This window comes from Neisseria sp. P0013.S005 (genome assembly GCF_051958425.1).
Taxonomy (GTDB): Bacteria; Pseudomonadota; Gammaproteobacteria; order Burkholderiales; family Neisseriaceae; genus Neisseria; species Neisseria subflava.
Map to the genome: position 1 here is coordinate 276,134 of NZ_JBQCVL010000002.1, position 25,301 is coordinate 301,434.

At 49.1% G+C, this 25,301-nt stretch carries 25 protein-coding genes and 1 tRNA gene; 17 read left to right on the top strand and 9 right to left on the bottom strand.

The genetic code is table 11. The features are described 5' to 3' along the window. Positions 1-7 precede the first annotated feature (7 nt). A complete protein-coding gene (locus ACTHTA_RS03470; protein WP_308887388.1) occupies positions 8-634 on the top strand; it encodes an NAD(P)H-hydrate epimerase in 627 nt (208 codons plus the stop codon). Positions 635-683: 49 nt separating this feature from the next. On the opposite strand, the gene ACTHTA_RS03475 is transcribed toward ACTHTA_RS03470, so the two are convergent. Both ACTHTA_RS03475 and ACTHTA_RS03480 read right to left on the bottom strand, forming a co-directional pair. After that, entirely contained in the window at positions 684-1,043 is a 360-nt protein-coding gene (locus ACTHTA_RS03475; RefSeq protein WP_308887389.1) for a CrcB family protein, read from the bottom strand. A gap of 81 nt (positions 1,044-1,124) precedes the next feature. Next, a complete protein-coding gene (locus ACTHTA_RS03480; RefSeq protein WP_308887390.1) occupies positions 1,125-1,802 on the bottom strand; it encodes an energy-coupling factor ABC transporter permease in 678 nt (225 codons plus the stop codon). A 164-nt stretch (positions 1,803-1,966) separates the two neighbouring features. Between ACTHTA_RS03480 and ACTHTA_RS03485 the strand changes: the two genes are divergently transcribed. The 4 genes from ACTHTA_RS03485 (at position 1,967) to ACTHTA_RS03500 (ending at position 6,799) form a co-directional block, all read left to right on the top strand. Further along, the gene (locus ACTHTA_RS03485) at positions 1,967-5,020 is read left to right on the top strand and encodes a DNA translocase FtsK (RefSeq protein ID WP_308887391.1); all 3,054 of its coding nucleotides are present in this window, start codon (positions 1,967-1,969) and stop codon (positions 5,018-5,020) included. A gap of 331 nt (positions 5,021-5,351) precedes the next feature. Further along, positions 5,352-6,047: an aquaporin Z gene (gene aqpZ, locus ACTHTA_RS03490; protein WP_308887393.1), complete on the top strand. Its 696-nt coding sequence runs from the start codon at positions 5,352-5,354 to the stop codon at positions 6,045-6,047. Between the two features lie 147 nt (positions 6,048-6,194). Then, positions 6,195-6,527, top strand: a complete 333-nt coding sequence (locus ACTHTA_RS03495; RefSeq protein ID WP_049351639.1) for a hypothetical protein — start codon at positions 6,195-6,197, stop codon at positions 6,525-6,527. Next, positions 6,515-6,799 carry an NF038104 family lipoprotein gene (locus ACTHTA_RS03500; protein ID WP_308887394.1) on the top strand — a complete coding sequence of 95 codons (285 nt, stop codon included), beginning with the start codon at positions 6,515-6,517 and terminating at the stop codon, positions 6,797-6,799. Before ACTHTA_RS03495 ends, ACTHTA_RS03500 begins: the two co-directional genes overlap by 13 nt. A gap of 59 nt (positions 6,800-6,858) precedes the next feature. Here ACTHTA_RS03500 and radC read toward each other — a convergent pair whose 3' ends face one another. Both radC and ACTHTA_RS03510 read right to left on the bottom strand, forming a co-directional pair. After that, positions 6,859-7,533 (bottom strand): RadC family protein, encoded by a 675-nt coding sequence (radC, locus tag ACTHTA_RS03505; protein ID WP_308887395.1) that lies wholly within the window; start codon positions 7,531-7,533, stop codon positions 6,859-6,861. A 37-nt stretch (positions 7,534-7,570) separates the two neighbouring features. Then, entirely contained in the window at positions 7,571-8,224 is a 654-nt protein-coding gene (locus ACTHTA_RS03510; protein ID WP_308887396.1) for an IS1595 family transposase, read from the bottom strand. 508 nt (positions 8,225-8,732) lie between these two features. Between ACTHTA_RS03510 and ACTHTA_RS03515 the strand changes: the two genes are divergently transcribed. From ACTHTA_RS03515 to ACTHTA_RS03540, 6 genes are all read left to right on the top strand, one after another. Beyond that, positions 8,733-9,857: an ABC transporter ATP-binding protein gene (locus tag ACTHTA_RS03515; RefSeq protein WP_003685445.1), complete on the top strand. Its 1,125-nt coding sequence runs from the start codon at positions 8,733-8,735 to the stop codon at positions 9,855-9,857. A 15-nt stretch (positions 9,858-9,872) separates the two neighbouring features. After that, positions 9,873-10,838, top strand: coding sequence for an ABC transporter permease subunit (locus ACTHTA_RS03520; protein ID WP_070749865.1), 966 nt, complete (start codon positions 9,873-9,875; stop codon positions 10,836-10,838). Continuing rightward, positions 10,838-11,725 (top strand): ABC transporter permease subunit, encoded by an 888-nt coding sequence (locus ACTHTA_RS03525; RefSeq protein WP_308887398.1) that lies wholly within the window; start codon positions 10,838-10,840, stop codon positions 11,723-11,725. Before ACTHTA_RS03520 ends, ACTHTA_RS03525 begins: the two co-directional genes overlap by 1 nt. Before the next feature lie 148 nt (positions 11,726-11,873). Beyond that, a complete protein-coding gene (locus ACTHTA_RS03530) occupies positions 11,874-13,169 on the top strand; it encodes an NAD(P)/FAD-dependent oxidoreductase (protein ID WP_440364165.1) in 1,296 nt (431 codons plus the stop codon). 108 nt (positions 13,170-13,277) lie between these two features. Further along, positions 13,278-14,228, top strand: coding sequence for a thioredoxin-disulfide reductase (gene trxB, locus ACTHTA_RS03535; RefSeq protein ID WP_049329772.1), 951 nt, complete (start codon positions 13,278-13,280; stop codon positions 14,226-14,228). A 170-nt stretch (positions 14,229-14,398) separates the two neighbouring features. Further along, positions 14,399-14,884 (top strand): DUF4189 domain-containing protein, encoded by a 486-nt coding sequence (locus ACTHTA_RS03540; RefSeq protein ID WP_003682910.1) that lies wholly within the window; start codon positions 14,399-14,401, stop codon positions 14,882-14,884. Positions 14,885-14,954: 70 nt separating this feature from the next. On the opposite strand, the gene ACTHTA_RS03545 is transcribed toward ACTHTA_RS03540, so the two are convergent. The 4 genes from ACTHTA_RS03545 to ACTHTA_RS03560 all read right to left on the bottom strand — a co-directional run bounded on the left by ACTHTA_RS03545 (position 14,955) and on the right by ACTHTA_RS03560 (position 16,492). Further along, positions 14,955-15,395, bottom strand: coding sequence for a hypothetical protein (locus tag ACTHTA_RS03545; protein WP_308887402.1), 441 nt, complete (start codon positions 15,393-15,395; stop codon positions 14,955-14,957). A gap of 71 nt (positions 15,396-15,466) precedes the next feature. Continuing rightward, the gene (smpB, locus tag ACTHTA_RS03550; RefSeq protein ID WP_003679566.1) at positions 15,467-15,913 is read right to left on the bottom strand and encodes an SsrA-binding protein SmpB; all 447 of its coding nucleotides are present in this window, start codon (positions 15,911-15,913) and stop codon (positions 15,467-15,469) included. An 84-nt stretch (positions 15,914-15,997) separates the two neighbouring features. After that, the gene (locus ACTHTA_RS03555; RefSeq protein ID WP_049329774.1) at positions 15,998-16,213 is read right to left on the bottom strand and encodes a hypothetical protein; all 216 of its coding nucleotides are present in this window, start codon (positions 16,211-16,213) and stop codon (positions 15,998-16,000) included. Positions 16,214-16,288: 75 nt separating this feature from the next. Continuing rightward, on the bottom strand, positions 16,289-16,492 hold the full coding sequence (locus ACTHTA_RS03560) for a cold-shock protein (RefSeq protein ID WP_003682902.1): 204 nt from the start codon (positions 16,490-16,492) through the stop codon (positions 16,289-16,291). Between the two features lie 257 nt (positions 16,493-16,749). Here ACTHTA_RS03560 and clpS point away from each other — a divergent pair, with 257 nt between their 5' ends. Beyond that, positions 16,750-17,061, top strand: a complete 312-nt coding sequence (clpS, locus tag ACTHTA_RS03565; protein WP_003679561.1) for an ATP-dependent Clp protease adapter ClpS — start codon at positions 16,750-16,752, stop codon at positions 17,059-17,061. Between the two features lie 3 nt (positions 17,062-17,064). Further along, entirely contained in the window at positions 17,065-19,344 is a 2,280-nt protein-coding gene (gene clpA, locus ACTHTA_RS03570; RefSeq protein WP_313971163.1) for an ATP-dependent Clp protease ATP-binding subunit ClpA, read from the top strand. 65 nt (positions 19,345-19,409) lie between these two features. Here clpA and tkt read toward each other — a convergent pair whose 3' ends face one another. Next, positions 19,410-21,389: a transketolase gene (gene tkt / locus ACTHTA_RS03575; RefSeq protein WP_308887317.1), complete on the bottom strand. Its 1,980-nt coding sequence runs from the start codon at positions 21,387-21,389 to the stop codon at positions 19,410-19,412. 448 nt (positions 21,390-21,837) lie between these two features. On the opposite strand from tkt, the gene ccoG reads away from it, so the two are divergent. From ccoG to ACTHTA_RS03595, 4 genes are all read left to right on the top strand, one after another. Beyond that, complete coding sequence (gene ccoG, locus ACTHTA_RS03580) at positions 21,838-23,322, top strand: cytochrome c oxidase accessory protein CcoG (protein WP_070749857.1); 1,485 nt, start codon at positions 21,838-21,840, stop codon at positions 23,320-23,322. 5 nt (positions 23,323-23,327) lie between these two features. Beyond that, positions 23,328-23,894, top strand: coding sequence for a FixH family protein (locus ACTHTA_RS03585; RefSeq protein WP_308111391.1), 567 nt, complete (start codon positions 23,328-23,330; stop codon positions 23,892-23,894). 676 nt (positions 23,895-24,570) lie between these two features. Continuing rightward, entirely contained in the window at positions 24,571-25,131 is a 561-nt protein-coding gene (pgsA, locus tag ACTHTA_RS03590; protein ID WP_003679552.1) for a CDP-diacylglycerol--glycerol-3-phosphate 3-phosphatidyltransferase, read from the top strand. 93 nt (positions 25,132-25,224) lie between these two features. Continuing rightward, a tRNA-Gly gene (locus tag ACTHTA_RS03595) sits at positions 25,225-25,300 on the top strand. Position 25,301: the final 1 nt, after the last annotated feature.

Genomic DNA, 25,301 nt, shown 5'->3' on the forward strand with positions numbered 1-25,301 from the left:
GCCGATCATGAAAGTCTATACCGCCGCCCAGATGCGCGAACGCGAACAAGCAGCCGTCGATAAAGGCACAAGCTTCGACCAACTGATGGAAAATGCCGGTAGCTCTGCCGCGCAAGACCTGATGCAGCGTCATTCTCAAGCCGGACGCGCCCTGATCGTTTGCGGCAAAGGCAACAACGGCGGCGACGGCCTGGTCATGGCAAGATATATGCAGGCGCAAGGTTGGCACATCGACATTCTGTTTTTACTCGGAGAAAACCTCTCCCCCTTGGCTCAAACCAATCGCGAACGCCTCAACGGTTTGCCCTATATTGAATTTATTACCAAGCAAGAGCTGGAAGGCCGTCTGAAAAAAGGTTACGACATCATTATTGAAGGCATATTCGGCACAGGCTTCAGCGGCGCGCTCCCAACCGAAATCGCCGCCCTCTGCCGCCAACTCAATCATTCAGACGGCCTGAAAGTCGCCCTCGATATTCCCACCGGCCTCAACTGCGACACCGCCGAAGCCGATCCCGACACATTCCGCGCAGACCTGACCTACACCTTTGCCGCCTACAAACCGGCACACTTAAGCGAGTCCGGCAAAACCTATTGTCAAGAAACCGTCTGTTTACCTATTGGCATTGATTAAATGCCTATAAAAAACAACAGGGTGCTATTTTGCACCCTGTTGTTTTTGTTTACTTCCAAATCTGCGCCAATTTAATCCCCAGCACCGTCAAACCAAACGAACCGAAAACATGCAGACAGGTTGCCATCAAAGCTACGCCCCAACGTTGCGCCTGCATCAAACCCACCATCTCCACTGAAAAACCTGAAAATGTGGTCAAGCTGCCGAGAAAGCCGGTAATCCAAAGCAAACGCCATTGCGGATCGGTTAAGAGTTCCGCCAATACACCAATCAGCAGCGCGCCCAGCCAGTTTGCCGCCAATGTACCGATAGAAAAAGGCGCAGAAGACACCAGCACCAAGCCAAACAGCCAACGCAATACAGCCCCGACAGCGGCACCGCAAACAATGGGAAAAATATAAGCAAACATAACAAGTTAAAAATTCAATTCAAAAACAGGTCATTCGGACATTTAGGCCGTCTGAAAACCAAGCAAGGATGCCTTCATGTCTTACTGCCAAATCTTAGGCGCGGATTTCAAATACCTGTCGTCATCAAAAGTACAAATCCATTGCGGCTTGAGCGCGATAAAAATGGCTGTTGAAATACCGCTCAAAAATGCCTCTGCCCAAGCGATTAAGAAGAAAACAGGAAAAGCGGTTTTCCACAATACCGCCGTATCAAACACATCCGCCCAGTCCAACAAACCGACCAAAACCACACCGGTAAACACCATGCCGACCGCCGCAGCCCAAAAACCATTCAGAAAAATAAAGATAAAGATATTGGCAGGCAAACGCGACACCCAATGGCGGAAACCCAAGTTTACCAACAAAGGCGGAAGCAATACGGACAAGGCGTTGATGGGAAACATATGCCAATCGCCCCAAAGCCACAAATATGGAAAAAACAGTAAAACGCCAAGGCAGAACGCGGCAGAGGTGCCCAGCATTAAAGCCGTCAGGTTTAAAACAAGCAGATGATAGCTCATGCCGGCCAGTTGTCCGCTTTCAGGGGAGGCATTCAAACTCCAAGCCAGCGGCAACATCACGGCAGCCACCAAAAATGCGGAACGATGCTGCGATACCGACACCCATGCCTGCTTTGCACACAAAGCAAAAATCACCAGCAACACAGGCCATGCCGCCATCACGATACCGACGGGAAACCATCCGTTTTGAAAAATCATCATCTCATCCGCAAAATGTTCAGACGGCCTATTATACGCGTCTCAAGCCACAGCTTTGACAATCCTGTTTGCCTTTGCCGTTAAAGCTTGTTTCGGCTGGTTTTGTTTACCCGAAAAAAGCGTTAGAATAACGGACTTTGCCGTTTAATTAAGGGGATGGACGCATGCTTTGGACAATATTGGCTTTAATTCTGCTGGCTGTCATAGCCGGCTTGTTCTGGTGGCGCCAGAAACAAGAGCAAAAGTGGCGCCATGAATTGGCCCGACTCAGTGGCGACGAACAAGAAATAAACGAAGAAGACAGCCCGGTCGGTTTTTTCGACCAACTGGACAGCCTGAAACGTTTGTTCAGCATGAACAAGCGCACTGCCGACAACCATAAAATTGCCCGCATCCGCCTGCTTTCCGTGCTCGAACACAATAAAATGAAACGCGCCGAAACAAACGAAGAGCACGCAGCAGAACCGTTTACCGAAGAGCTGGAACACATCACAGCTACCGAAGAAGAAATCAAAGTTGCACCTAAAACCCGCAAATCTGCCAAACCGGAACGTATTCCTAAAATAACGCCGTTTGCACAGATGGAAACGCCCGAATACAGCCCGTCTTTGGTGCAAAACAGCAATTTTGAAGAAATCACATTAGAAGAAGCCACCCGTTCCCTGCACGAAGCAGCGGTTGAAGAATGGAACGAGCATTTGGCCGAAAAAAATGCGCCAATTTACAAAGACGAAGTCGAAACCCCATTATTGCGCGCTTCATCCCTGCCGATGACCGGCATGGAAATCATCGACTATAACGACCCTATCTTGCGCCGCACACGCGAGCGTGCTTTAGCGCGTGCCAATAATGTCCGCGTGGCAGAAGCCAATGCGCCGCATATCGAAACCGTTCAGACGGCCTTAAGAACTGCCGAAAAAGAAGCCATCCTCCCCTATACTTCCATGCAGGCATTCCCTTCTGAAATCCAAGCGGAAGATATTCACAACAACCTTGCCCGCCGCACCGCCGCCCGCCACAAACTGGCCGAGGCCGTCGCCCCATTACGCGGCTACTCTCCGCGCACCATCGAAAATGACGAAATTTTGGCCAACTTGGGACAAATCAGCCGTCCTGCCAGCTTGCGCCGTCAAGTTCGCTATACCGAAGCGGCCGCCGAAAGATGGGCGCGTAAACAAGCTGCCACGGAAGCTGTTGCACCACGACCTGCCGCACCGGCAACGCCGTCCCGTCCGAAACCGGCTGCGCCTGTTAAAAAATCCCCTTATATCTCCCGACCTGCCGCGCCAAACGCAACCGTAGTCGAGCCGCCTGCCGTACCGGTTGTCCCTATGGCTAAAACCGATATTCCTGAACCTCCTGTTTTCCAAACCTCGATTGCGCCGATTGATATCCCCGAACCGCCTGCTTTTAAACATAAAATCCAAGTGCCGATTTTTGATGCACAAGTCAATGCGCATGTCAGCAATCAGCCTGAACGCAGTATCCACGATTATTTAATCAGCGAATCTGCCGTCGAAGAAACGGAATTCGATAGTGAGCCGGAAGCAACTGTACAACCGGAAGCAGAAGCTATTCAAGCGGTTGAAGCTATTGAACCCGTTGAATCTGTTGAAACAATCTCAAGGCCGTCCGAATATACACAGACAGCCGTTGAAACGCCTGTTCAAACCGTAGAACCAAGCGTTCAAGAGAGTACGCCAAGCGTAGTTCATCCAACTTCGGCAACACTTACCGATGCACGCCTGCCGACTACCGCCCTGCTTCTGCCGCCGCAATTTGACCCAAGCGCATCGCAAACTGAAGAACAGTTGTTGGAAAACAGCATTACCATCGAAGAAAAACTGGCCGAGTTCAAAGTTAAAGTCAAAGTGATGGATTCCTATTCCGGCCCGGTCATTACGCGCTACGAAATCGAGCCTGATGTCGGCGTGCGCGGCAGTGCCGTTTTGAACCTCGAAAAAGACTTGGCGCGCTCGCTTGGTGTGGCTTCTATCCGCGTGGTGGAAACCATCCCCGGCAAAACCTGCATGGGTTTGGAATTGCCTAATCCGAAACGCCAAATGATCCGCTTAAGCGAAATCTTCAATTCGCCTGCGTTTACCGAATCTAAATCCAAACTGACTCTCGCACTCGGCCAAGACATTACCGGCCAGCCTGTTGTGACAGACTTGGCCAAAGCACCGCATCTGCTGGTTGCCGGTACGACCGGTTCGGGTAAATCCGTAGGCGTGAACGCCATGATTCTGTCCATGCTCTTCAAAGCAACGCCTGAAGACGTGCGCATGATTATGATTGACCCGAAAATGCTGGAGCTGAGCATTTACGAAGGCATTCCGCACCTGCTTGCCCCTGTCGTGACCGATATGAAGCTGGCAGCAAACGCCCTGAACTGGTGCGTCAACGAAATGGAAAAACGCTACCGCCTGATGAGCTTTATGGGCGTGCGCAACCTTGCCGGTTTCAACCAAAAAATTGCCGAAGCCGTCGCGCGTGGCGAAAAAATCGGCAGCCCGTTCAGCCTCACGCCTGAAAACCCTGAGCCATTGGAGAAACTGCCGTTTATCGTGGTCGTGGTAGATGAGTTTGCCGACCTGATGATGACTGCCGGCAAGAAAATTGAAGAACTGATTGCCCGTCTTGCCCAAAAAGCCCGCGCAGCCGGTATCCATTTGATTCTTGCCACCCAACGCCCAAGCGTGGATGTCATTACCGGCCTGATTAAAGCCAATATTCCGACACGCATTGCCTTCCAAGTATCCAGCAAAATCGACAGCCGCACGATTCTTGACCAAATGGGCGCAGAAAACCTGCTCGGCCAAGGCGATATGTTGTTCCTGCCACCCGGCACCGGTTATCCGCAACGTGTACACGGCGCGTTTGCTTCCGACAACGAAGTACACCGCGTAGTGGAATATCTGAAACAATTCGGTGCGCCTGACTATATCGACGATATTTTAAGCAGCGGTTCGACCGAGGACTTTACCGGCACCAGCCGTAGCAACGACAGCGACCTTGACCCCATGTATGACGAAGCCGTTTCCGTTGTCTTAAAATCGCGTAAGGCCAGCATTTCCAATATCCAACGCCAACTGCGCATTGGCTACAACCGCGCCGCCCGCTTGATTGACCAAATGGAAGCCGACGGCATTGTTTCACCGGCGGAAAACAACGGCAACCGCACCATCTTGGCGCAAAGCAGCGACCATCTGGATTAACTTATCCTTGTTTAAAATTAAGGCCGTCTGAAAACTTTTCAGACGGCCTTTTTAAATCAGATAATGGGTTCAGAGATTTTGATCAAATTAATAATCTGTAAATAATATTACCTACAAAACCAAATGCTTTTGCATTAACGGTATTTGTTTCGCTATTAAATAAACCCAGCCTAAATAGCCTGCCAGATATATATCCCTATCCATTTGTCGCCATTTTCAGACGGCCTTTTGTCAAGACCGGGAAAAACAGGTAAATCCGTTTTTCGATTAGAAACAATATTATTATGATTCATGCCTTCGGCAACACCCCACCCTTTACGAGGAAAAACAAATGAAAAAATATTTTGCAGAATTTTTCGGCACTTTCTGGCTGGTATTCGGCGGCTGCGGCAGCGCGGTTTTGGCAGCAGCTTACCCTGAGCTTGGCATTGGCTTTGCCGGTGTCGCTTTAGCATTCGGTTTGACCGTACTGACCATGGCTTACGCTGTCGGCCACATTTCCGGCGGCCACTTCAACCCTGCCGTTTCCGTCGGCCTTTTCATCGGCGGCCGTTTCAACGGTAAAGACTTGTTGCCTTACATCGTATCCCAAGTGATCGGTGCGATTGCTGCTGCGGGCGTTCTGTATCTGATTGCTTCCGGTAAAACCGGTTTTGATGCTGTTGCTTCCGGCTTTGCCAGCAACGGTTTCGGCGAGCACTCTCCTAACGGTTACGACATGATGGCCGCTTTGCTGATCGAATTCGTCCTGACCACATTCTTCCTGATCATCATCATGGGTTCTACCGACAAACTGGCTCCAGCCGGCTTCGCTCCTATCACCATCGGCCTGGGTCTGACCCTGATTCACTTGATCAGCATTCCTGTAACCAATACTTCCGTTAACCCTGCACGTTCTACCGGTGTTGCCTTGTTCCAAGGCGGCTGGGCTGTTGAACAACTGTGGTTGTTCTGGTTGGCTCCTATTGCCGGCGCAGCAGTTGGCGCGGCTATTTACCGCTTCGTTTTGGCTAACGACGACAAATAATCTTGACGGAATGACATTCCCGGTGTGGCTGACACTCTAAACTGACCGCACCCAAGTTGCCGAGACACAAACGCACCGCCTGACTCAGACGGTGCGTTTGTTTTTGCCATGTTACAATACTTCCTTTTCCCACATTCTCAAACTATTATGCAAACCTTACCTTTTCAAACCGATATCGCTGACAGAATGCTGGTCAATACCGAAAACGAAACCATCCATCCCGATGCCGTATTCGTACAAACGCAAAACGGCTATTGGATTGCTTGGCACGACCAGCAAGCCGCCCTGCTTGCCCCCGACACACCACCCGATATTCCCTGCTTTTGGGTAGAAGGCGCAGAAAGCCTGGAAGAGCTGGTAAGCATGGTAGAAAACGGCGAATTTGACGAAGTTGAAGAATTTGACGGTGATGATGATGCTTGGCAAGAAGCACTCGGATGCGGCCATCATCATGAAGGACGCTGCGGATGCAGTCATTGAGATGCACAAAACGTCTGATTCCGGCACTTGCCTTTTGCCTGACGCTTAACGGCTGCGTTGTAGGTGCGGCTGTCGATTTGGCCACTACAACCGTCCTGACTGCCGGAAAATTGGTTGTCAAAGGAACGGGGGCAGTGATTGATGCCGCCACTCCCGACGGTAAAAAAGACAAGGATAAAGAAAAAGAAAAAGAGAAGGAAAAGAACAAAGAAAAGCCAAAATCGGAAGAAATCATCTATAAGGAAGAGCCTTCCGAAGAAGTAACGCAATGATCCTTCAGACGGCCTCAGTAAGGTAACCAATCCTACTGAGGCCGTCTGAACATTCATACTTACATATAACCCTGTTCGCGCAAAGAACAGGTTTCTTTTGCCGTCACGATAAAATGGTCCAACAGCGTAATATCGACCAAACTTAAAGCCTGTTTCAAACGCTCTGTAAACTGCACATCAGATTCAGACGGCCTTGCCAAACCGCCTGGATGGTTGTGTGCCAAAATCAAACTGTCAGCGTATTCATCCAATGCCAATTTGACGATTTCACGGATATAAACCGTATTTTCCGCCACCGTACCGCGCGATAATTCCCGTACTCCAATCAATTGATTTTGACGATTGAGCAGCAAAGCAACGCTGACCTCGATTTTTTCATGCCCAAGATGCAGACGCAGATAATCCGCAACCGATTTCGGGTTTGACAAAACAATCTGCTCCTGCAAATCTTCACCCAAAATCCGCCGCCCGATTTCTTTGACCACGGCAAATTGCGTATAGCTCGCCAAACCCATGCCCTTATAAGCAGCGAGTGTTTTAGCATCCGCACTCATCAGCTTCCCCAAACTGCCAAACTCCCCCAACAAATAACGCGCCAAATCGACCGCGCTCATACCGCGCGTTCCGACACGCAACAAAATCGCCAGCAACTCCGCATCGCTCAACGCCGCCGCACCATGCGCCAAGAGCTTCTCGCGCGGCCGCTCCCCCTCGGGCCATTCTTTGATACTCATATTTTCCCTTTTATTTTGGGGCTGACGTAGATTAGCCCTAAATTCCACACCAATCCCGCAGGATTTTCAGCTGCCGGGACGGTGTGCCGAAGTTAAATCGAAATTCGCATTCTTTCAAGAACAGCGGGAAAAATTTGCGATCGATTCCGTTGTATTTGCGCAAGACGCGTTTTGCCTGATTCCAAAAATTCTCAATGCCGTTAATGTGGTTCTGACGGTCGGCAAATTCCTTGGAATGGTTGATGCGGTAATGGATGAAACCGCTCACATCCAACTTGTCGTAGCTGCTCAGGCTATCCGTGTAAACAATGCTGTCCAGCATGATTTTCTTTTTGATGACAGGGAGTAACGTTTCAGACTTGGCATTATCCACCACAACGGTATAGACCCGTCCGTTGCGTTTCAGAATACCAAAGACAACCACTTTTCCTGCCGCGCCGCGACCACGTCTGCCTTTACGCTGTCCGCCGAAATAGCTTTCGTCCAACTCGACAGGGCCCTCAAAAACCTCATTGGCAACCAAGGCCAGATAATGGCTGATAACCATACGAATTTTGCGGTAGAACAGAATAGCGGAGTTGGGCTGAATGCCCAAAATATCGGCAGCGGAGCGGGAGGTAACTTGGAGTACAAAAAATTCAAGTAGTTTCTTTTGAACTCTCTTGCTTAATTTACAATTGGTTATCTGCATTTTCGTAGCCTAGCATAACTGCTAATCTACGTCAGTCCCTTTATTTTTTATATAGCGGATTTAGTTTCAATTTTGAGCAAACCGCCCCGCCCGATATAAAACGTAATCCATTATGGTTTTAGCAAATAAATGCAATTTGCGTATTTTATTCTATTTTGAATAATTATTTAAGACATATAAATAACAATTAAGCCACTTTGTGCAGAAAAACAACGTTACCCATTTTTACTATCGTGTTTCCCTGCCTGCCTTTCCTTTCATATTTGTTTCAAATCAGCCGATACAAGCAATTTCATATTGCCCCTATGAGGCTTAGGCTAATATAATATCGAGTTTGCCGAGAGCAAAAGCTTAGGCTTAAACTGCTTTCTATCCACGCTGCCCGTGCGCTTTACAAGAGTTTCAGACGGCCTCCGTCCGACTCCCGCCAGCAATCAAACAGCTTTTTATCACCCATTCGAAAATCCGTTTTGCCGGTACTCGTCTTTCTTTTTGGAGTATTGCCATTATGACCGCAACCACTGCGTCTTCAGCCAAACCTTATCTGCAAATCCAAGGCTTGGTGAAAAAGTTTGGTGACAATTACGCTGTCGATAACATCGACTTGGACATTTACCAACATGAAATCTTTGCCCTTTTGGGCAGCTCAGGCAGTGGCAAATCCACGCTGCTGCGCATGTTGGCAGGCATGGAAAGCCCAAATCAGGGCAAAATCATTCTCGACGGCCAAGACATTACCAAGCTTGCTCCGTACGAGCGCCCAATCAACATGATGTTCCAAAGCTATGCTCTGTTCCCACACATGAGCGTTGAGCAAAACATCGCTTTCGGTCTGAAACAAGACAAAATGCCTAAAGGCGAAATCGACGCCCGAGTGGAAGAAATGTTGCGCCTAGTGCAAATGACCAAATACGCCAAACGCAAGCCGCACCAACTCTCCGGCGGTCAGCAACAACGTATCGCTTTGGCACGCAGCCTGGCGAAACGTCCTAAAATCCTGCTGCTTGACGAACCTTTGGGCGCACTCGATAAAAAACTGCGCCAACAAACCCAACTGGAATTGGTCAACACGCTGGAACAAGTCGGCGTAACCTGCATCATGGTTACCCACGACCAAGAAGAAGCGATGACCATGGCTACCCGTATCGCCATTATGTCTGACGGCCAATTGCGACAAGTCGGTACGCCTAGCGACGTGTACGATTATCCTAATAGTCGCTTTACTGCCGAATTTATCGGCGAAACCAATATTTTTGACGGCGTCGTTGTTGATGACCGCGCCGATTTCTCCATCGTCAAATGTGACGGCTTGGAAAACCACGTCCGCATCGACCACGGCTTGGGCGTTCCGAACGACCATGAAATTTGGATCAGCATCCGCCCTGAAGACATTGATTTGCACAAAGAAAAACCAGAACACTTAGGCGCGCACAACTGGGCTCAAGGCACAGTCAAAGAGATTGCCTACCTGGGCAGCTTTGCGATTTACCACATCAAACTCGCCAACGGCCGTGTCGTCAAGAGCCAAGTTCCCGCACCTTATTGGTATGTGCGTAACATTACGCCGCCGACTTGGGATGAAACCGTCTATATCAGCTGGCCTGAAAACCAACCGACACCTCTGTTCAGTTAATTTGAGGGAAATGCGATGAACCTTAAAAAACTGAAAAATAAACTGTTCCGCCGCCCTGGACAGCGTGCAGTGATTGCCGTGCCGTATATCTGGCTCTTGGTGCTGTTTCTGATTCCGTTCGCCATCGTCTTGAAAATCAGCTTTGCCGAACAAGAAATCGCCATTCCGCCATTTACGCCGTTGACAACGATTGATGAAGATTTAGGCCGTCTGAATATTGCCATCAGCTATCAGAACTACGCCGACATCTTCCAAAACTTTTGGAATACGCTCAATCCGTTTGGCGACAGTGAAAACAGCAATATCTATCTGATGACCTACTGGTCTTCGATTAAGACTGCGCTGACGACAACCATCATCTGCCTGTTGATTGGTTATCCGACCGCTTATGCCATTTCACGCGCCAATCCGGCTGCGCGCAACGGCCTGCTGTTGGCAATCATGTTGCCTTTCTGGACCTCTTTCCTGCTGCGTGTTTACGCATGGATGGGCTTATTGGGTCACAACGGCATCATCAATAATTTCTTAATTAAATATGGAATCATCAGCGAGCCTTTAGACCTGTTCTACAATGCTTTCTCGCTGAATTTGGTGATGGTTTACGCCTATTTGCCGTTTATGATTTTGCCGCTGTATACACAATTGGTCAAACTGGACAACCGTCTGCTCGAAGCCGCTTCCGACTTGGGTGCAGGTCCGATCAAATCCTTCTTTACCATTACTCTGCCTTTATCCAAAACAGGCATTATCGCAGGCTCTATGCTGGTCTTCGTTCCGGCCGTCGGCGAATTTGTGATTCCTGAATTGGTGGGCGGTTCTGAAAATCTGATGATCGGTAAAGTATTGTGGCAGGCATTCTTCGACCAAAACAACTGGCCACTGGCTTCTGCCGTCGCCGTCGTTATGGTTGCCCTGCTGGTTGTACCGATTGCCCTGTTCCAGCACTATGAAAACCGCGAATTGGAAGAAGGAGGCAAATAATGCAGAAAACCAAATTATCCTGGTTCTTGAAACTGATGCTCCTGCTCTCGCTGGCATTCCTCTATATTCCGCTGGTGGTTTTGGTCGTCTATTCTTTCAATGAATCCAAACTGGTTACCGTTTGGGGCGGTTTCTCAACCAAATGGTACGGCGCATTGATGGAAAACGACACCATCTTGGAAGCGGCCTGGCTGTCATTGCGTATCGCCATCGTTTCCTCGCTTGCCGCCGTAGCACTCGGCACATTGGCAGGTTACGCCATGGCGCGCATCAAACGCTTCCGCGGCAGTACCCTGTTTGCCGGTATGATTTCCGCGCCTATGGTGATGCCTGATGTGATTACCGGTTTGTCCATGCTGCTGTTGATTATTCAGGTGCAAATGTTCCTGCAAGGCAGTGAATTGCTGCAATCGCTCTACTTCGATCGCGGCTTCTTCACCATCTTCCTCGGCCACACCACGCTTTGCATGGCATACATTACCGTCGTTATCCGCTCGCGCTTGGTAGAATTGGATCAATCCTTGGAAGAAGCGGCTATGGACTTGGGTGCCCGTCCGCTGAAGATTTTCTTCGTGATTACCCTGCCGTTGATTGCCCCCGCGATTGCTTCCGGCTTCCTCTTGGGCATTACCCTGTCTTTGGACGACTTGGTGATTACCTCCTTCCTGTCAGGCCCGGGTTCATCGACATTGCCGCAAGTGATTTTCTCCAAAATCAAACTCGGTCTTGACCCTCAGATGAACGTTTTGGCAACCATCCTGATCGGTATCATCGGTACGCTGGTGATTGTCGTCAACTATTGGATGATGCGTCAGGCAACCAAACGGGAACGCGAGGCTGCCGAAGCCTACCGCCAAGAAAAATTGGCAGCCGAGAAAGTCGCCTAATATGCAGACAGGCTGTCCGATAAAGCGTCGGAACAGCCTGTTTTATTAACTGCATCTTATCCTTTCAGATGGCCTGAACCCAAACCCACATTCCAGGTCGTCTGAAAACCAATTTCAATGAAGTGAAAACTAACCTAAAGCTCAAATCATGATCAATCCCAGCTTCAAAGAATACCTTCCTTCCTACTATGTCAGCACGGCCGATCCCCATCCGTCTTATCCGACACTTGAAGGCCGTCTGAAAACTGAAACCTGCGTTATCGGTGGCGGCCTGTCCGGCTTATGCACCACCCTGCCGCTTGCCGAAAACGGCCATGAAGTCATCGTACTTGAAGCCGCCCGTATCGGTTTCGGCGCATCAGGTCGCAGCGGCGGACAAGTCATCAGCGACTTTGCCTGCGGCATGGAAGAAATCGAAAAACAAGTCGGTTTGGAACAGGCCCAATGGTTCTGGCAGCAATCTCTGCAAGCCGTTGAACTGGTTGACTCTCGCATTCAAAAACACAATATCCAATGCGATTGGCAACGCGGCTACGCTACCGTCGCCGTCCGTCCTCAGCATTGGGAAGAGTTGCAACAATGGCACAAACACGCCCAAAAACATTATGGCGCAAGCCATTACCAGCTTTGGGATAAAGCCACGCTGAAGCAGCAACTTGCCAGCGATATGTATCAAGGCGCGCAATTTGATCCTTTATCCGGCCACTTGCACCCGCTCAATTACACCCTAGGCATTGCCAAAGCGGCAGCCGATGCAGGCGCACAACTTTTTGAGCAATCCCCGATGACGCGTATCGAACCATGCGATAACGGCTGGCTGGTACATACTCCTAACGGCAGCGTTGAGTGCAAAAACCTCGTTTATGCCGTCAATACTTATGCAGGCTTGCACCCAAAATTCAAAGTATTGGAACAAAAAGCCATTGCAGTCAGCACCTTTATCATCGCCACCGAGCCTCTGGGCGAGCGTGCCAAAGACCTGATCCGCAACAATATGGCCATCTGCGACAACCGCCACGTTCTCGACTACTACCGCCTCAGCGCTGACGGCCGCCTGCTCTTTGGCGGCAAAGACAACGAGTTTATCGATGACCCAGACCGCATGACCGAACTCGTCCGCCAAGACATGCTGAAAGTTTTCCCGCAACTTGCCGATGCCAGAATCGAGCATTCTTGGGGCGGCGAATGCGACATTACGCGCAACCTCGCCCCACATTTCGGTCGCCTCGCCCCTACCGTTTTCTACGCCCAAGGCTATTCCGGACACGGTATGGCGATTACCGGCATTGCGGGTTTGGCGATTGCCGAAGCCATTATGGGTGATGACGGCCGTCTGAAACCTTTTGAGCAACTGCGCCACAGCAACATCATTACCCAGCCTTTTCTGCGCAAACTCGGCTCTTTCCTCGGCTCAAAATACTATCAATGGAAAGACAGCCACTAAACCCAAGCAACAAATATATTTCAGACGGCAGCAGATTCAAGTAAAATTCAGGCCGTCTGAAAGCTTAGATACGACAAAATTCAATCATTTATCAGCAAGGAAACCATCATGAGCAACCATCACAAACTCATCATCCTCGGCTCCGGCCCTGCCGGCTATACTGCCGCCGTCTATGCTGCCCGTGCCAACCTCAACCCTGTGATCATTACCGGCGTTGAGCAAGGCGGACAACTGATGACCACCACCGAAGTGGACAACTGGCCTGCCGATGCAGAAGGCGTACAAGGTCCGGAACTGATGGCCCGTTTCCAAGCTCATGCCGAACGCTTCGGTACTGAAATGATTTTCGACCAAATCCATACCGTTGATTTGCAAAACCGTCCGTTCACCCTCAAAGGCGATATGGGCGAATACACCTGTGATGCGCTCATCGTTGCCACCGGCGCATCCGCCAAATATTTAGGTTTGCCAAGCGAAGAAACTTTTGCCGGAAAAGGCGTTTCCGCCTGCGCGACTTGCGATGGTTTCTTCTACAAAAAACAAGATGTTGCCGTAGTCGGCGGTGGCAATACCGCAGTAGAAGAAGCCCTCTACCTTGCGAATATCGCCAACACCGTTACCCTGATTCACCGCCGCGATAGCTTCCGTGCCGAAAAAATCATGGTGGACAAACTGATGCAACGCGTCGAGGAAGGCAAAATCATCCTCAAGCTCAACAGCTCAGTTGATGAAATCTTGGGCGACGAAAGCGGCGTTACCGGTGCACGCCTGAAACACAATGACGGCAGCACTGAAGAAATCGCCGTCAAAGGCGTTTTCATCGCTATCGGCCACAAACCCAACACCGATATTTTCAAAGGCCAACTCGATATGGATGAAACCGGCTATTTGAAAACCAAAGGCGGTACCGGTGACAATGTCGGCGCAACCAATATCGAAGGCGTATGGGCGGCAGGCGACGTCAAAGACCATACCTACCGTCAAGCCATCACCAGCGCAGCTTCCGGCTGCCAAGCCGCGCTGGATGCCGAACGTTGGCTCGACCGCCACGGCGTATAAGCCTCTAAGCTACGCCCTATTCTTTAAAACATAATAAAAGGCCGTCTGAAATTTCAGACGGCCTATAATCTATCTACCACACTCAAATATTCATTTTAAAAGCAAATTTATATCAAATAAGAACTTTTGCTTTATAATAACGACAAATACCCAACAAACAGGGAACAAACATGAAAAAAACACTAACGACACTTATCCTTTGCGCACTGACTCCTGCCGCCCTGGCTGCCGATACTTACGGCTACCTGGCCATGTGGCAAAACCCTGCCGACAGCAATGAAGTGCTGCAAATCAAAACCACCAAAGAAAATGCCACCCAACTGGATGCGACAGCCGAACTCGAAACATTCTGCAAAGGCCAAGATGCCTTAGCCGGTATCAGCGCAGGCCAAGCAACAGGCTGTAAAACAGTTGTCCCTCTGCACAACACCTGTATCGCTGTTGCCTACCCTAAAGCCATGGGCAAATTGACTGCGCAAAACGTAGTGGCCATTACCTCTCCACGTTTCAAAACCGTGCATCAAATTGCCTTGAACCAGTGTATCAAAAAATACGGCTCACAAGGACAATGCGCTTTAGAAACAGTCTATTGCACTTCCGAAACCTACTACCAAGGTACGGTTAAAACCCTTTGGGAAAAAATCAAATCCATTTAAGGCCGTCTGAAAATAAAACCGGCTTGCCCGATATTCTCTATCACGGCAAGCCGGTTTTTTATTCTGGCTTTTATTTGTTGTTTTTTTCCAACAATTTAGCCACAACGCCTTCAGCCTGTTTCACTAAATCAGGATTGGTTCGGAAGTGGTTTTCATCATTCAAGGAGTAGCTGACAGTCGAAACCGCGTACTTCGTGCTTCTCAACACAAATACACCTTTACGCAAGATTTCATTATTGCCTTTGGTTTTATAACGCAGATTATACGGGCAAGAAGAATCATACAGTTTGCCACGGTTATCCGCTGTCACAATCGTGCTGCCGATACCGCGTTTTGCCAAAGCTTTAGACAAAGCACGATCCAAATCATGCGGCCTTACTTTTGCATTTTGAATGATGCAGACATGTTTGATGCTGGTCAGCTCTTCAGGTTTCAATACTCGTTGTTCCGTAGTGGAACACGCGCCCAACAACAATACGGCAGAAGCCGCCGCTAAAATCATAGTTTTCATCTGTTTTCCTTTTTAAAATTTTCAAACAATAAATATTCAGACGGCCTTTATAAAAAGGCCGTCTGAAAAAATCAACGTACGTTTTTCATTAAACGCTGTTTCTCACGCTTCCAATCCGCTTCTTTCAGGCTTTGGCGTTTGTCATGCTGTTTCTTACCCTTGGCCAAACCGATTTCCACTTTGATTCTACCTCGGGTGTAATGCAGGTTTAAGGGGACAATCGTATAACCGGCGCGTTCGGTTTTACCGATTAACTTATTGATTTCCGATTGTTTCAACAACAACTTACGCGGACGGACAGGGTCGGGTTTGACGTGTGTCGAGGCAGTGGGCAATGCGGTAATATGGCAGCCCACCAAATAGAATGCGTCTTTTTTCCAGTAGATATAGCTTTCTTTTAATTGCACGCGTGCAGCGCGGATGGCTTTGACTTCCCATCCCTCCAATACTATACCGGCTTCGATTTGGTCTTCGATAAAGAAATCGTGAAAGGCTTTTTTATTATTGGCAATACTCATTATGCTGATTCTTTACAAACTTTTCAGACGGCCTATTTTATCAGGCATGCTTAAAAAATAAAACGGCAAACGCTTTTGAAACGTTTATTCGCTTAAAACATGGCGGCGGTAAAAACGGTCTATATCGACAATGGCTTTTTCATCTTCAGGACGCAAATCCAGTTTCAAATCGGCAAGGCGGATCAAGATTTGGTCTTCACGCTCGGCAACGGCGCAACTGACCTCACCTTCGCTGCGAAAATGGTGGATAAGCTCGTCTAGCTGCTTTAAAGCATTTTGATAAGATGAATTTTGACTCATAATTTTTAACCCGAACGCCCATAAAAAATGGCGGGAAACCCCGCCATGATTTTACGGCTTACGCCGCGCATTTGATTAAGCAGCTTGAATGTTAGCAGCTTGTTTGCCTTTAGGGCCGGTGGTTACGTCGAAAGACACGCGTTGACCTTCTTTCAGGGTTTTGAAACCATCCATGTTGATCGCTGAGAAGTGAGCGAACAAATCTTCGCCACCTTCATCAGGAGTGATGAAACCAAAACCTTTAGCGTCGTTAAACCATTTTACGATACCGGTTGCCATTAGAAACTTCCTATACTTAAAAATTAACAAAATTAGCAAAACAAGGCATACAGCAAACTAAAACGTTCAGCGTTTCTCCCCCGTATTGCATACGCGGTCGAGTGCCAACTTCTGCTTAACTGTCTTTTTACATTTGTTAAGACAAAACGTCAAGCTATGTTTTCAAAAAAGTGGGAAAATAGAAAAAAATTGCCGAAATACAACAGAAAACGGTTTACACTCTAAAACAGGCCGTCTGAAAACTGAAACCTAAGATTATGAACCATCCGAATACCGACCACCAATCCGATACCCTGCTCAGCGATATCAACACACAGCCGCCGAAACGTTACGGCGTATTTTTATTGAACGACGATTACACCACCATGGAATTTGTCGTCGAAATCCTGACCGAAGTCTTTATGCTTGCACAGGAACAAGCAGTGGCCGTCATGTTGTTGGTGCACCACGAAGGCAAAGGCCTGTGCGGCACCTACACGCGCGATATTGCGCAGACCAAGCAACATCAGGTCATGGAACGTGCCAAAGCTGAAGGGCATCCGCTCAAATGTATAGTCGAAGAGGTTTAAATCATGCTTTCACCCGAATTGGAACACATCCTGCAACTGCTCTACCGTGAAGCACGCAACGCCCGTTATGAGTTTATCAGCTTGGAACACCTGCTTTTGGTGTTGATAGAAGAAGATGCGGCTGTGCCGAACGTCTTGAAACTGTGTGGTGCGGATTTAAAAGTCCTGTCCGAGCAGCTTGCGGCCAGCGTTGCTGAAAACACGCCGCAAATTCCCGATCATCTTCTAGATACGGTCGAAACCCAGCCGACATTGGGCTTCCAACGCGTCATCCAACGGGCAATGGTGCATACCCAGTCTGCCGGCAAAGCCGCAGTAGAGCCTTTAGATATTTTGGTTGCCATGATGAGCGAATCTGAAAGCCATGCCGTTTATTTCCTCAAATTGCAATCCATTACGCGCTTTGAAGTCTTGCGTTGCATTGCCCATGGCTCGCCCGATGACGAGGATGGCAATGATTCAGACGGCCTGGGACGCGAAGGCGAGGAAGCGGAACAGAAAACCGGCTCCCTTTCCGACTACACCGTCAACCTCAACGCCGAAGTCAAAGCCGGCCGTATCGACCCTTTGATTGGTCGCAAACACGAAATGGAACGACTGGTGCAAATCCTGTGCCGCCGCCGTAAAAACAATCCGCTTTTGGTCGGCGAGGCAGGCGTGGGCAAAACCGCGCTGGCAGAAGGCTTGGCGCATCAAATCGTCAACGGCGACATTCCCGACGCGCTGAAAGAAGCCGAAGTGTACGCACTGGATATGGGTTCGCTTTTGGCGGGCACGAAATACCGCGGCGACTTTGAAGCGCGGGTCAAGTCCGTCTTAAAGCAGCTCGAAAAAATCCCGCACGCCATTTTGTTTATCGACGAAATCCACACTATCATCGGCGCGGGCAGTACCAGCGGCGGCACGATGGACGCATCTAACCTACTCAAACCTGCATTGGCGAAAGGCTCATTGCGCTGTATCGGCGCAACCACTTATGACGAATACCGCACCATTTTCGACAAAGACCACGCCTTAAGCCGCCGTTTCCAAAAAATCGACGTCATCGAGCCCACCGTTTCCGAAACCGTGCAAATCCTGCGCGGCTTGAAACCGATGTTTGAAGATTTCCACCAAGTCCGCTATACGCAAGGTGCACTTGAAGCCGCTGCCGAACTCTCTGCCCGCTACATCAACGAACGTTTCCTGCCCGACAAAGCCATCGACGTAATGGACGAAGCAGGCGCTGCGCAACGGATTTTGCCCAAATCCAAACAGAAAAAAGTCATCGGCAAAGCGCAAATCGAAACCGTCATCGCCAAGGTTGCGCGGATTCCTGAAAAAACCGTGTCGCACGACGACAAACAAGTGCTGCAATTCCTCGGCCGCGATTTGAAAAACATGGTTTACGGTCAGGAAAATGCCATCGACGCGCTGGTTGCCGCTGTCAAAATGTCGCGCTCCGGCCTCGCCCTGCCCGACAAACCGATAGGCAGTTTCCTCTTCTCCGGCCCGACCGGCGTCGGCAAAACCGAAGTCGCCAAACAGCTTGCCTACTCGATGGGCGTACCGCTGCAACGCTTTGATATGTCCGAATACATGGAACGCCACGCCGTATCGCGCCTCATCGGCGCGCCGCCGGGCTACGTCGGCTTTGAACAAGGCGGCCTTTTGACCGAAGCCGTCAACAAGCAGCCGCATTGCGTGTTGCTCTTAGACGAAATAGAAAAAGCCCACCCCGACATTTTCAACGTCCTCCTGCAAGTCATGGACGCAGGCAAACTGACCGACAACAACGGCAAGAGTGCCGATTTCCGCAACGTCATCCTGATTATGACCACCAACGCAGGCGCGGAAAGCCTCAGCCGCCCCAGCCTCGGCTTTACCGCCAAACGCGAATGCGGCGACGAAATGCAGGCAATCAACAAACTCTTCACGCCCGAGTTCCGCAATCGCTTGGACGCGATTATCCCGTTTGCGCCCTTGTCCGAACCCATCATCGTCAAAGTCGTGGACAAATTCCTGCTCCAGCTCGAACACCGGCTCCTCGACAAAAAAGTCGAAGCCGAATTCACGTCGGCATTACGCAAATATCTGGCAGAAAAAGGTTTCGACCCGCAAATGGGCGCACGCCCGATGAACCGCCTGATTCAGGAAAAAATCCGCAAACCACTCGCTGACGAACTCCTGTTCGGCAAACTTGCCGACGGCGGCTTTGTGCGGATAGACTGGGATGCAGCAAAAGAAGAAGCCGTGTTGAAGTTTAAGAAAAGCAAGGTCAAACCTGAAACAGAAACTGTTTAACTGGTTAAAAATAAAAGGCCGTCTGAAATTTCAGACGGCCTTTTTATCTCAATCAAAAATCTGATTTACAAAACGGATTTGACAGTGGCAACCACATTGTCTACGGTAAAACCAAATTCTTTGAACAGCAAATCAGCAGGTGCAGACTCGCCGAAGCGGTTGATACCGACCACCGCGCCGTTCAAACCGACGTATTTATACCAACCGTCGGCATGTCCTGCTTCTATGGCTAAGCGTGGCAAGCCTTCCGGCAGAACCGCGGCTTTATAGGCGGCATCTTGGCGGTCGAATACATTGGTAGAAGGCATGGAAACAACGCGCACGGCAATACCTTGTTCTGCCAATACCTTTTGCGCTTCCAGAGCCAATTCAACTTCAGAACCGGTAGCAATTACAACAGCTTGCGCATTGCCTTGAGCTTCGCTGATTACATAAGCACCGCGTTTAATGTCGTTCAACTGTTGCTCATCACGCGCTTGGAATTTCAGGTTTTGACGGCTGAAAATCAGGCTGGACGGATGATCGGCCGCTTTAACGGCTTCAGACCACGCTACCAAAGATTCAACGGTATCGCATGGACGCCATACATCCATATTTGGAATCAGGCGCAGAGTGGCAGTTTGCTCGATAGGTTGGTGGGTCGGGCCGTCTTCGCCCAAACCGATAGAGTCGTGGGTGAACACAAATACAGGGTTGATTTTCATCAGTGAAGCCATACGCAGGGCGTTGCGTTCGTACTCGCTGAACATCAGGAAAGTCGCGCCGAATGGTTTCACACCGCCATGCAGGGTAAGGCCGTTCATAATTGCGCCCATGCCGAACTCGCGCACGCCGTAGTGAATATAGTTGCCGCCGTGTTCGCGGGTAACGGAAACGCTGTTTGACCAGTCAGTCAGGTTGGACGGGGTTAAGTCGGCAGAACCGCCCACCAATTCAGGCAGCTCTTTTGCTAAGATTTCGATGCTGTTTTGGCTGGCTTTACGGGTGGCGATGGTTTCTGCTTTGGCGCACACTTCTTTCAATGCGGCTTGAACGTAAGCGTCGAAGTTTTCAGGCAGTTTTTTATCCATGCGGCGCACAAATTCTGCGGCTTCGGCAGGATATTTGGCTTGATATTGAGCGAAGAGTTCGTTCCATTCAGCCTCAAGTTTCGCGCCTTTTTCTTTTGCATCCCATGCTGCATAGATTTCTTGAGGGATTTCAAACGCAGGATAAGCCCAACCCAAATGTTTGCGCGTGGCTTCGATCTCGTCCGCACCCAAAGGAGCACCGTGGGTTTTATGGCTGCCTTCTTTGTTGGCACTGCCTTTACCGATTAAGGTTTTACAGCAAATCAGGGAAGGTTTGCCGGTTTCGGCTCTGGCCGCTTCAATGGCCGTCTGAATGGCATCAGTGTCATGACCGTTTACATTTGGAATCACATGCCAGCCGTAGCTTTCAAAACGTTGCGGAATATTTTCGGTAAACCAGCCGTCCACTTTACCGTCGATGGAAATATTGTTGTCATCATATAAAACAATCAGTTTGCCCAAGCCCAAAGTACCGGCAAGCGAGCAGGCTTCATGCGATACGCCTTCCATCATGCAACCGTCGCCCATGAAGACGTAGGTGTGGTGGTCAACGATGTTCAAACCGTCTTTATTGAATTCGGCAGCCAAGATTTTTTCGGCCAAAGCCATGCCCACAGCGTTGGCAATACCTTGTCCCAACGGGCCGGTCGTGGTTTCCACGCCGTCAGTGTAGCCATATTCCGGATGGCCGGGGGTTTTGCTGTGCAGTTGGCGGAAATTTTTCAGATCATCAATAGAAACGTTGTAGCCGGTTAGGTGCAACAGGCTGTAAAGAATCATGGAGGCATGACCATTGGAGAGGACAAAACGATCGCGGTTGTAGAATTTCGGGTTGGCCGGATTATGATTGAGGAATTTCGTCCACAATACTTCCGCCATTTCCGCCATACCCATAGGCGCACCCGGGTGGCCGGAGTTGGCTTTCTGTACGGCATCGACTGAGAGGAAACGGATTGCGTTTGCCAGTTGAGACATGGTTTGACCTTCCTTGGACAAGATTGGAAATTTGAAAAAGTGTGCCGATTATCGCCTGAATCAGCCGTGCTTTCAAGAATAGCCTTTGATATTTGCATTGTCAGGCGGCATGATTTCCAATAGGCCGTCTGAAACGGACGGGATAGATGATATTAACTGTTATTTCGTTTTGAAACAGTATGTTGTAAATTTTTTATCGGATAAATAGTAAATCACTATAAGCATAAACCTACACTTATTCCGTAAGCCTTTGAATACTGCTCTTTTCAGACGGCCTTGTATGAGGCAGGAGTACCTCAACTATCGTTAAGGCCAAACCCTGCTTTTGCTTTGCATAGAGCCAAATGTTATGATTTTATATGCACGCCCAAGGCCGTCTGAAAATACTCGCATCAAACTACTACCATGACAAAAGGCTTGTGTGCACTTCGATTAAGGAACACTGATTATGTCACCCGAAAACCAAGCGGAAAACACCACACCCTCAACAGAAAAAACGGCAAAAGCCAATCCGCCCAAACCTTCCAAACCCAAATCCAGCGTAATTCAAATTCATCCCGAAGGCGAACGCATCCATCCAAAAAAAGCAGAAGGACGCTTTGCCAAACTTCGTATCGCCGCCGTATTGGCGACCCAGTTTGTATTTTACGTAATTCCATGGTTTAACTGGAGTAACCGGCAGGCAGTTTTATTTAATATCCCTGACCGTCATTTTTTCATTTTCGGCCTGTCACTGGGCATGGGCGACTTAATTTATCTTGCCCTGCTGTTAATGATCTGTGCTTTCGGCCTGTTTTGGTGGACAACCATTGCCGGTCGTTTGTGGTGCGGCTACTCTTGCCCACAAACGGTTTACACCGAAATCATGCTTTGGATCGACAACTTGGTTGAAGGCGACCGCAACAAACGTTTAAAACTGGAAAAATCGCCTTGGAACTTTACTAAAATCCGCATTAAAGCCACCAAATACCTACTGATTTTCCTTGTCTGTGCGTGGACAGGTATCACTTTTGCAGGCTGGTTTGTCCCTATCCGCCAGTTTGTTCCCGATTTATTCACCGGAGCAGCAGGCGGTGGCGCAATGTTTGCCGCAGCATTTTACGGATTCATGACCTTCTTCTTTGCCCACATTATGCGCGAAAAAGTGTGTCTGCATATGTGCCCGTATGCACGCTTCCAAAGTGCGATGTTTGACAAAGACACGCTGATTATTTCCTACGATACCGAACGCGGCGAACCTCGCGGTGCACGCAAAAAAACCGCCAACAAAGAAGACAGCGGCTTGGGCGACTGTATCAACTGCACCATGTGCGTACAAGTCTGCCCCGTCGGCATCGACATCCGCGACGGCCTGCAATACCAATGTATCGGTTGTGCAGCCTGTGTTGACGCTTGTGACGAAATCATGGACAAAATGGGTTATCCGCGCGGCCTGATCCGTTACACCACCGAAGGCGCAATGGAGCATGAATACCCTGAAAGCGACATCAAAAAACGCCTGAAACGTCCTCGCGTTGCAGGTTATGGTGCAGTATTGTTTGTGGTTATTATTGCTTTCTTAACCGGCATTTCTACCCGTAAAATGATCGAAGTGGATATTCTGAAAGACCGCGGCGTGATGGTGCGTGAAAACAGCCAAGGCTGGTTGGAAAATGCCTACAACCTGCGCATCATTAACAAGAGTGAACATGAACAGACCGTTACTGCCACAGTCAAAGGTTTTGATGATATCGCCTTGACCGGCTTACCAGAAAACGGTATTAAAATTGCGCCACGCGAAACCGTGACCATTCCGGTTCAAGTATCCACCCTCCCTGAGTACGCCGAAAAAGGCAGCCAGCCAATTGAATTTACCTTCACATATCGTGAAACCGATGCTGCTGATGCCGAACCGACTGTCTTGAATGAAAAAGCAACCTTTATTGGAGAATAACAACGGTGTCCCAACCCAATTCCACTAAGCCTTGGTATAAACACATTTGGCCTTGGGTGCTGATGGCAGGTCCCATCTTTGTCGTTATCGCCAGCGTGTCTATGTTCTTCGTCGCAAAAGAACATACGACAGACTTGGTTTCCGACGATTACTATAAAGACGGCAAACACATCGAAATACAGCTTCACCGCGATGAAGAAGCCGTTAAACGGCAGATTCAGGTGCAGGTTTTAATCAGTCCGGACATGAATGCCGCCAAAGTATTCGTCAGCGGACAATTCGATCCCAAACAGCCATTAAACCTGCTGCTGATGCACCCGACACGCAAAGCTGACGACCAAACCGTTAAGCTGCGCGCCGTAACAGCCGAACCGCAAAACGGCCGTATGGAATACGAAGCCATCTTCAAACCTCTACCCCAAACCAACCATTGGTATTTGCGTGTTGAAGATACCTCAGGCGTGTGGCGTGTTGAAAACAAATGGATAGTCAGCCAAGGCAACGCAGTCAATCTGACGCCTATGGACAAATTGTTCGACAACGGCAAACAAGCCGCTTCAGAAGAACAATAAATCCCATGTTCAGGCCGTCTGAAACCTTTCAGACGGCCTGAAAATCTTTATATCCTATATTCTTCTTTAAAATATGATTTTTTCCAATTGGCGCAGACTGACTGAAAACGAAGTCCGTATGGCAAAACAAGTTTTTGCCGACAGCATAGACTTCAACCGCATTAAAATATATCGTGGCATCCCCTTCCTGCCCAACCCTAATACCGCTATTGCCCCCAATGGAAATATATATTTCCCGCGCAAACACTGCCCTGATGATTTCACTCAAGCCGGCATCGCCTACAAAATCTGGCTGATTCATGAGCTGACACACGTCTGGCAACACCAGCGCGGTCACAAAGTTTGGTTATCCGGTTTATTCATTATGCTCAAAGGCGGATATAGGAAACGCAAAGCTTACGCCTACCTCATGCCTTTGCCTCACTTCAACCAACTCAATATCGAGCAGCAAGCCGACCTCGTTGCCCACTATTTTTCAGCCACTTACCTGCCCAAAAATATTTACACCCCTCAACAACCCATTTTTCAGACGACCTTAACAGACTTTCTTCACAACCCGAATAACAAAGCCCTTTGCCCACGTTACTTGTCGGCAAAAAAACAACACTCTAAAAAGCCCAACGGGCAAATAAGCTATAATGGACAATCCGACACATCGTCCAAAAGGTCCCCAACCATGCCTTGGAACATACCTATTTTACTTACCTGGATGCGCGTCCTATTAATCCCCGTGTTTACCATCCTATTCTACTTACCGAACACATGGATTCAACCGCAAACCGTCAACTGGACAGCCGCCATCATCTTTGCACTTGCAGCTATCACCGACTGGTTTGACGGCTTTTTGGCACGCCGCTGGAAACAAACCTCCGACTTTGGCGCATTCCTCGACCCCGTTGCCGACAAACTCATGGTTGCCGTTGCCCTACTCCTGCTCGTCAGCCTTGGCAGAACATACGCCATCTTCGCCATGATTATTATCGGCCGAGAAATCACTATTTCCGCCCTGCGCGAATGGATGGCACAAATGGGCAAACGCGGCAGCGTCGCCGTAGCCACTATCGGCAAATTCAAAACCACTGCCCAAATGATCGCCATCTTCCTTTTGCTTATCGGTACGGACAAATATAACGACCCTTTCTATCTCATTGGTAACATATTGATGTTTATAGCATCCGTATTGACCATCTGGTCCATGTGCTACTACCTGAAAATGGCATGGAAAGAATTCAAATAAAATTTTTAAAAAATAAAAACAAAACACTTGACTCACACGATTAAATCCATAATAATTGCGTCTTCTTCGATATACGAAGCAACAAATATCAGAGCGGGAATAGCTCAGTTGGTAGAGCGCAACCTTGCCAAGGTTGAGGTCGCGAGTTCGAGACTCGTTTCCCGCTCCAT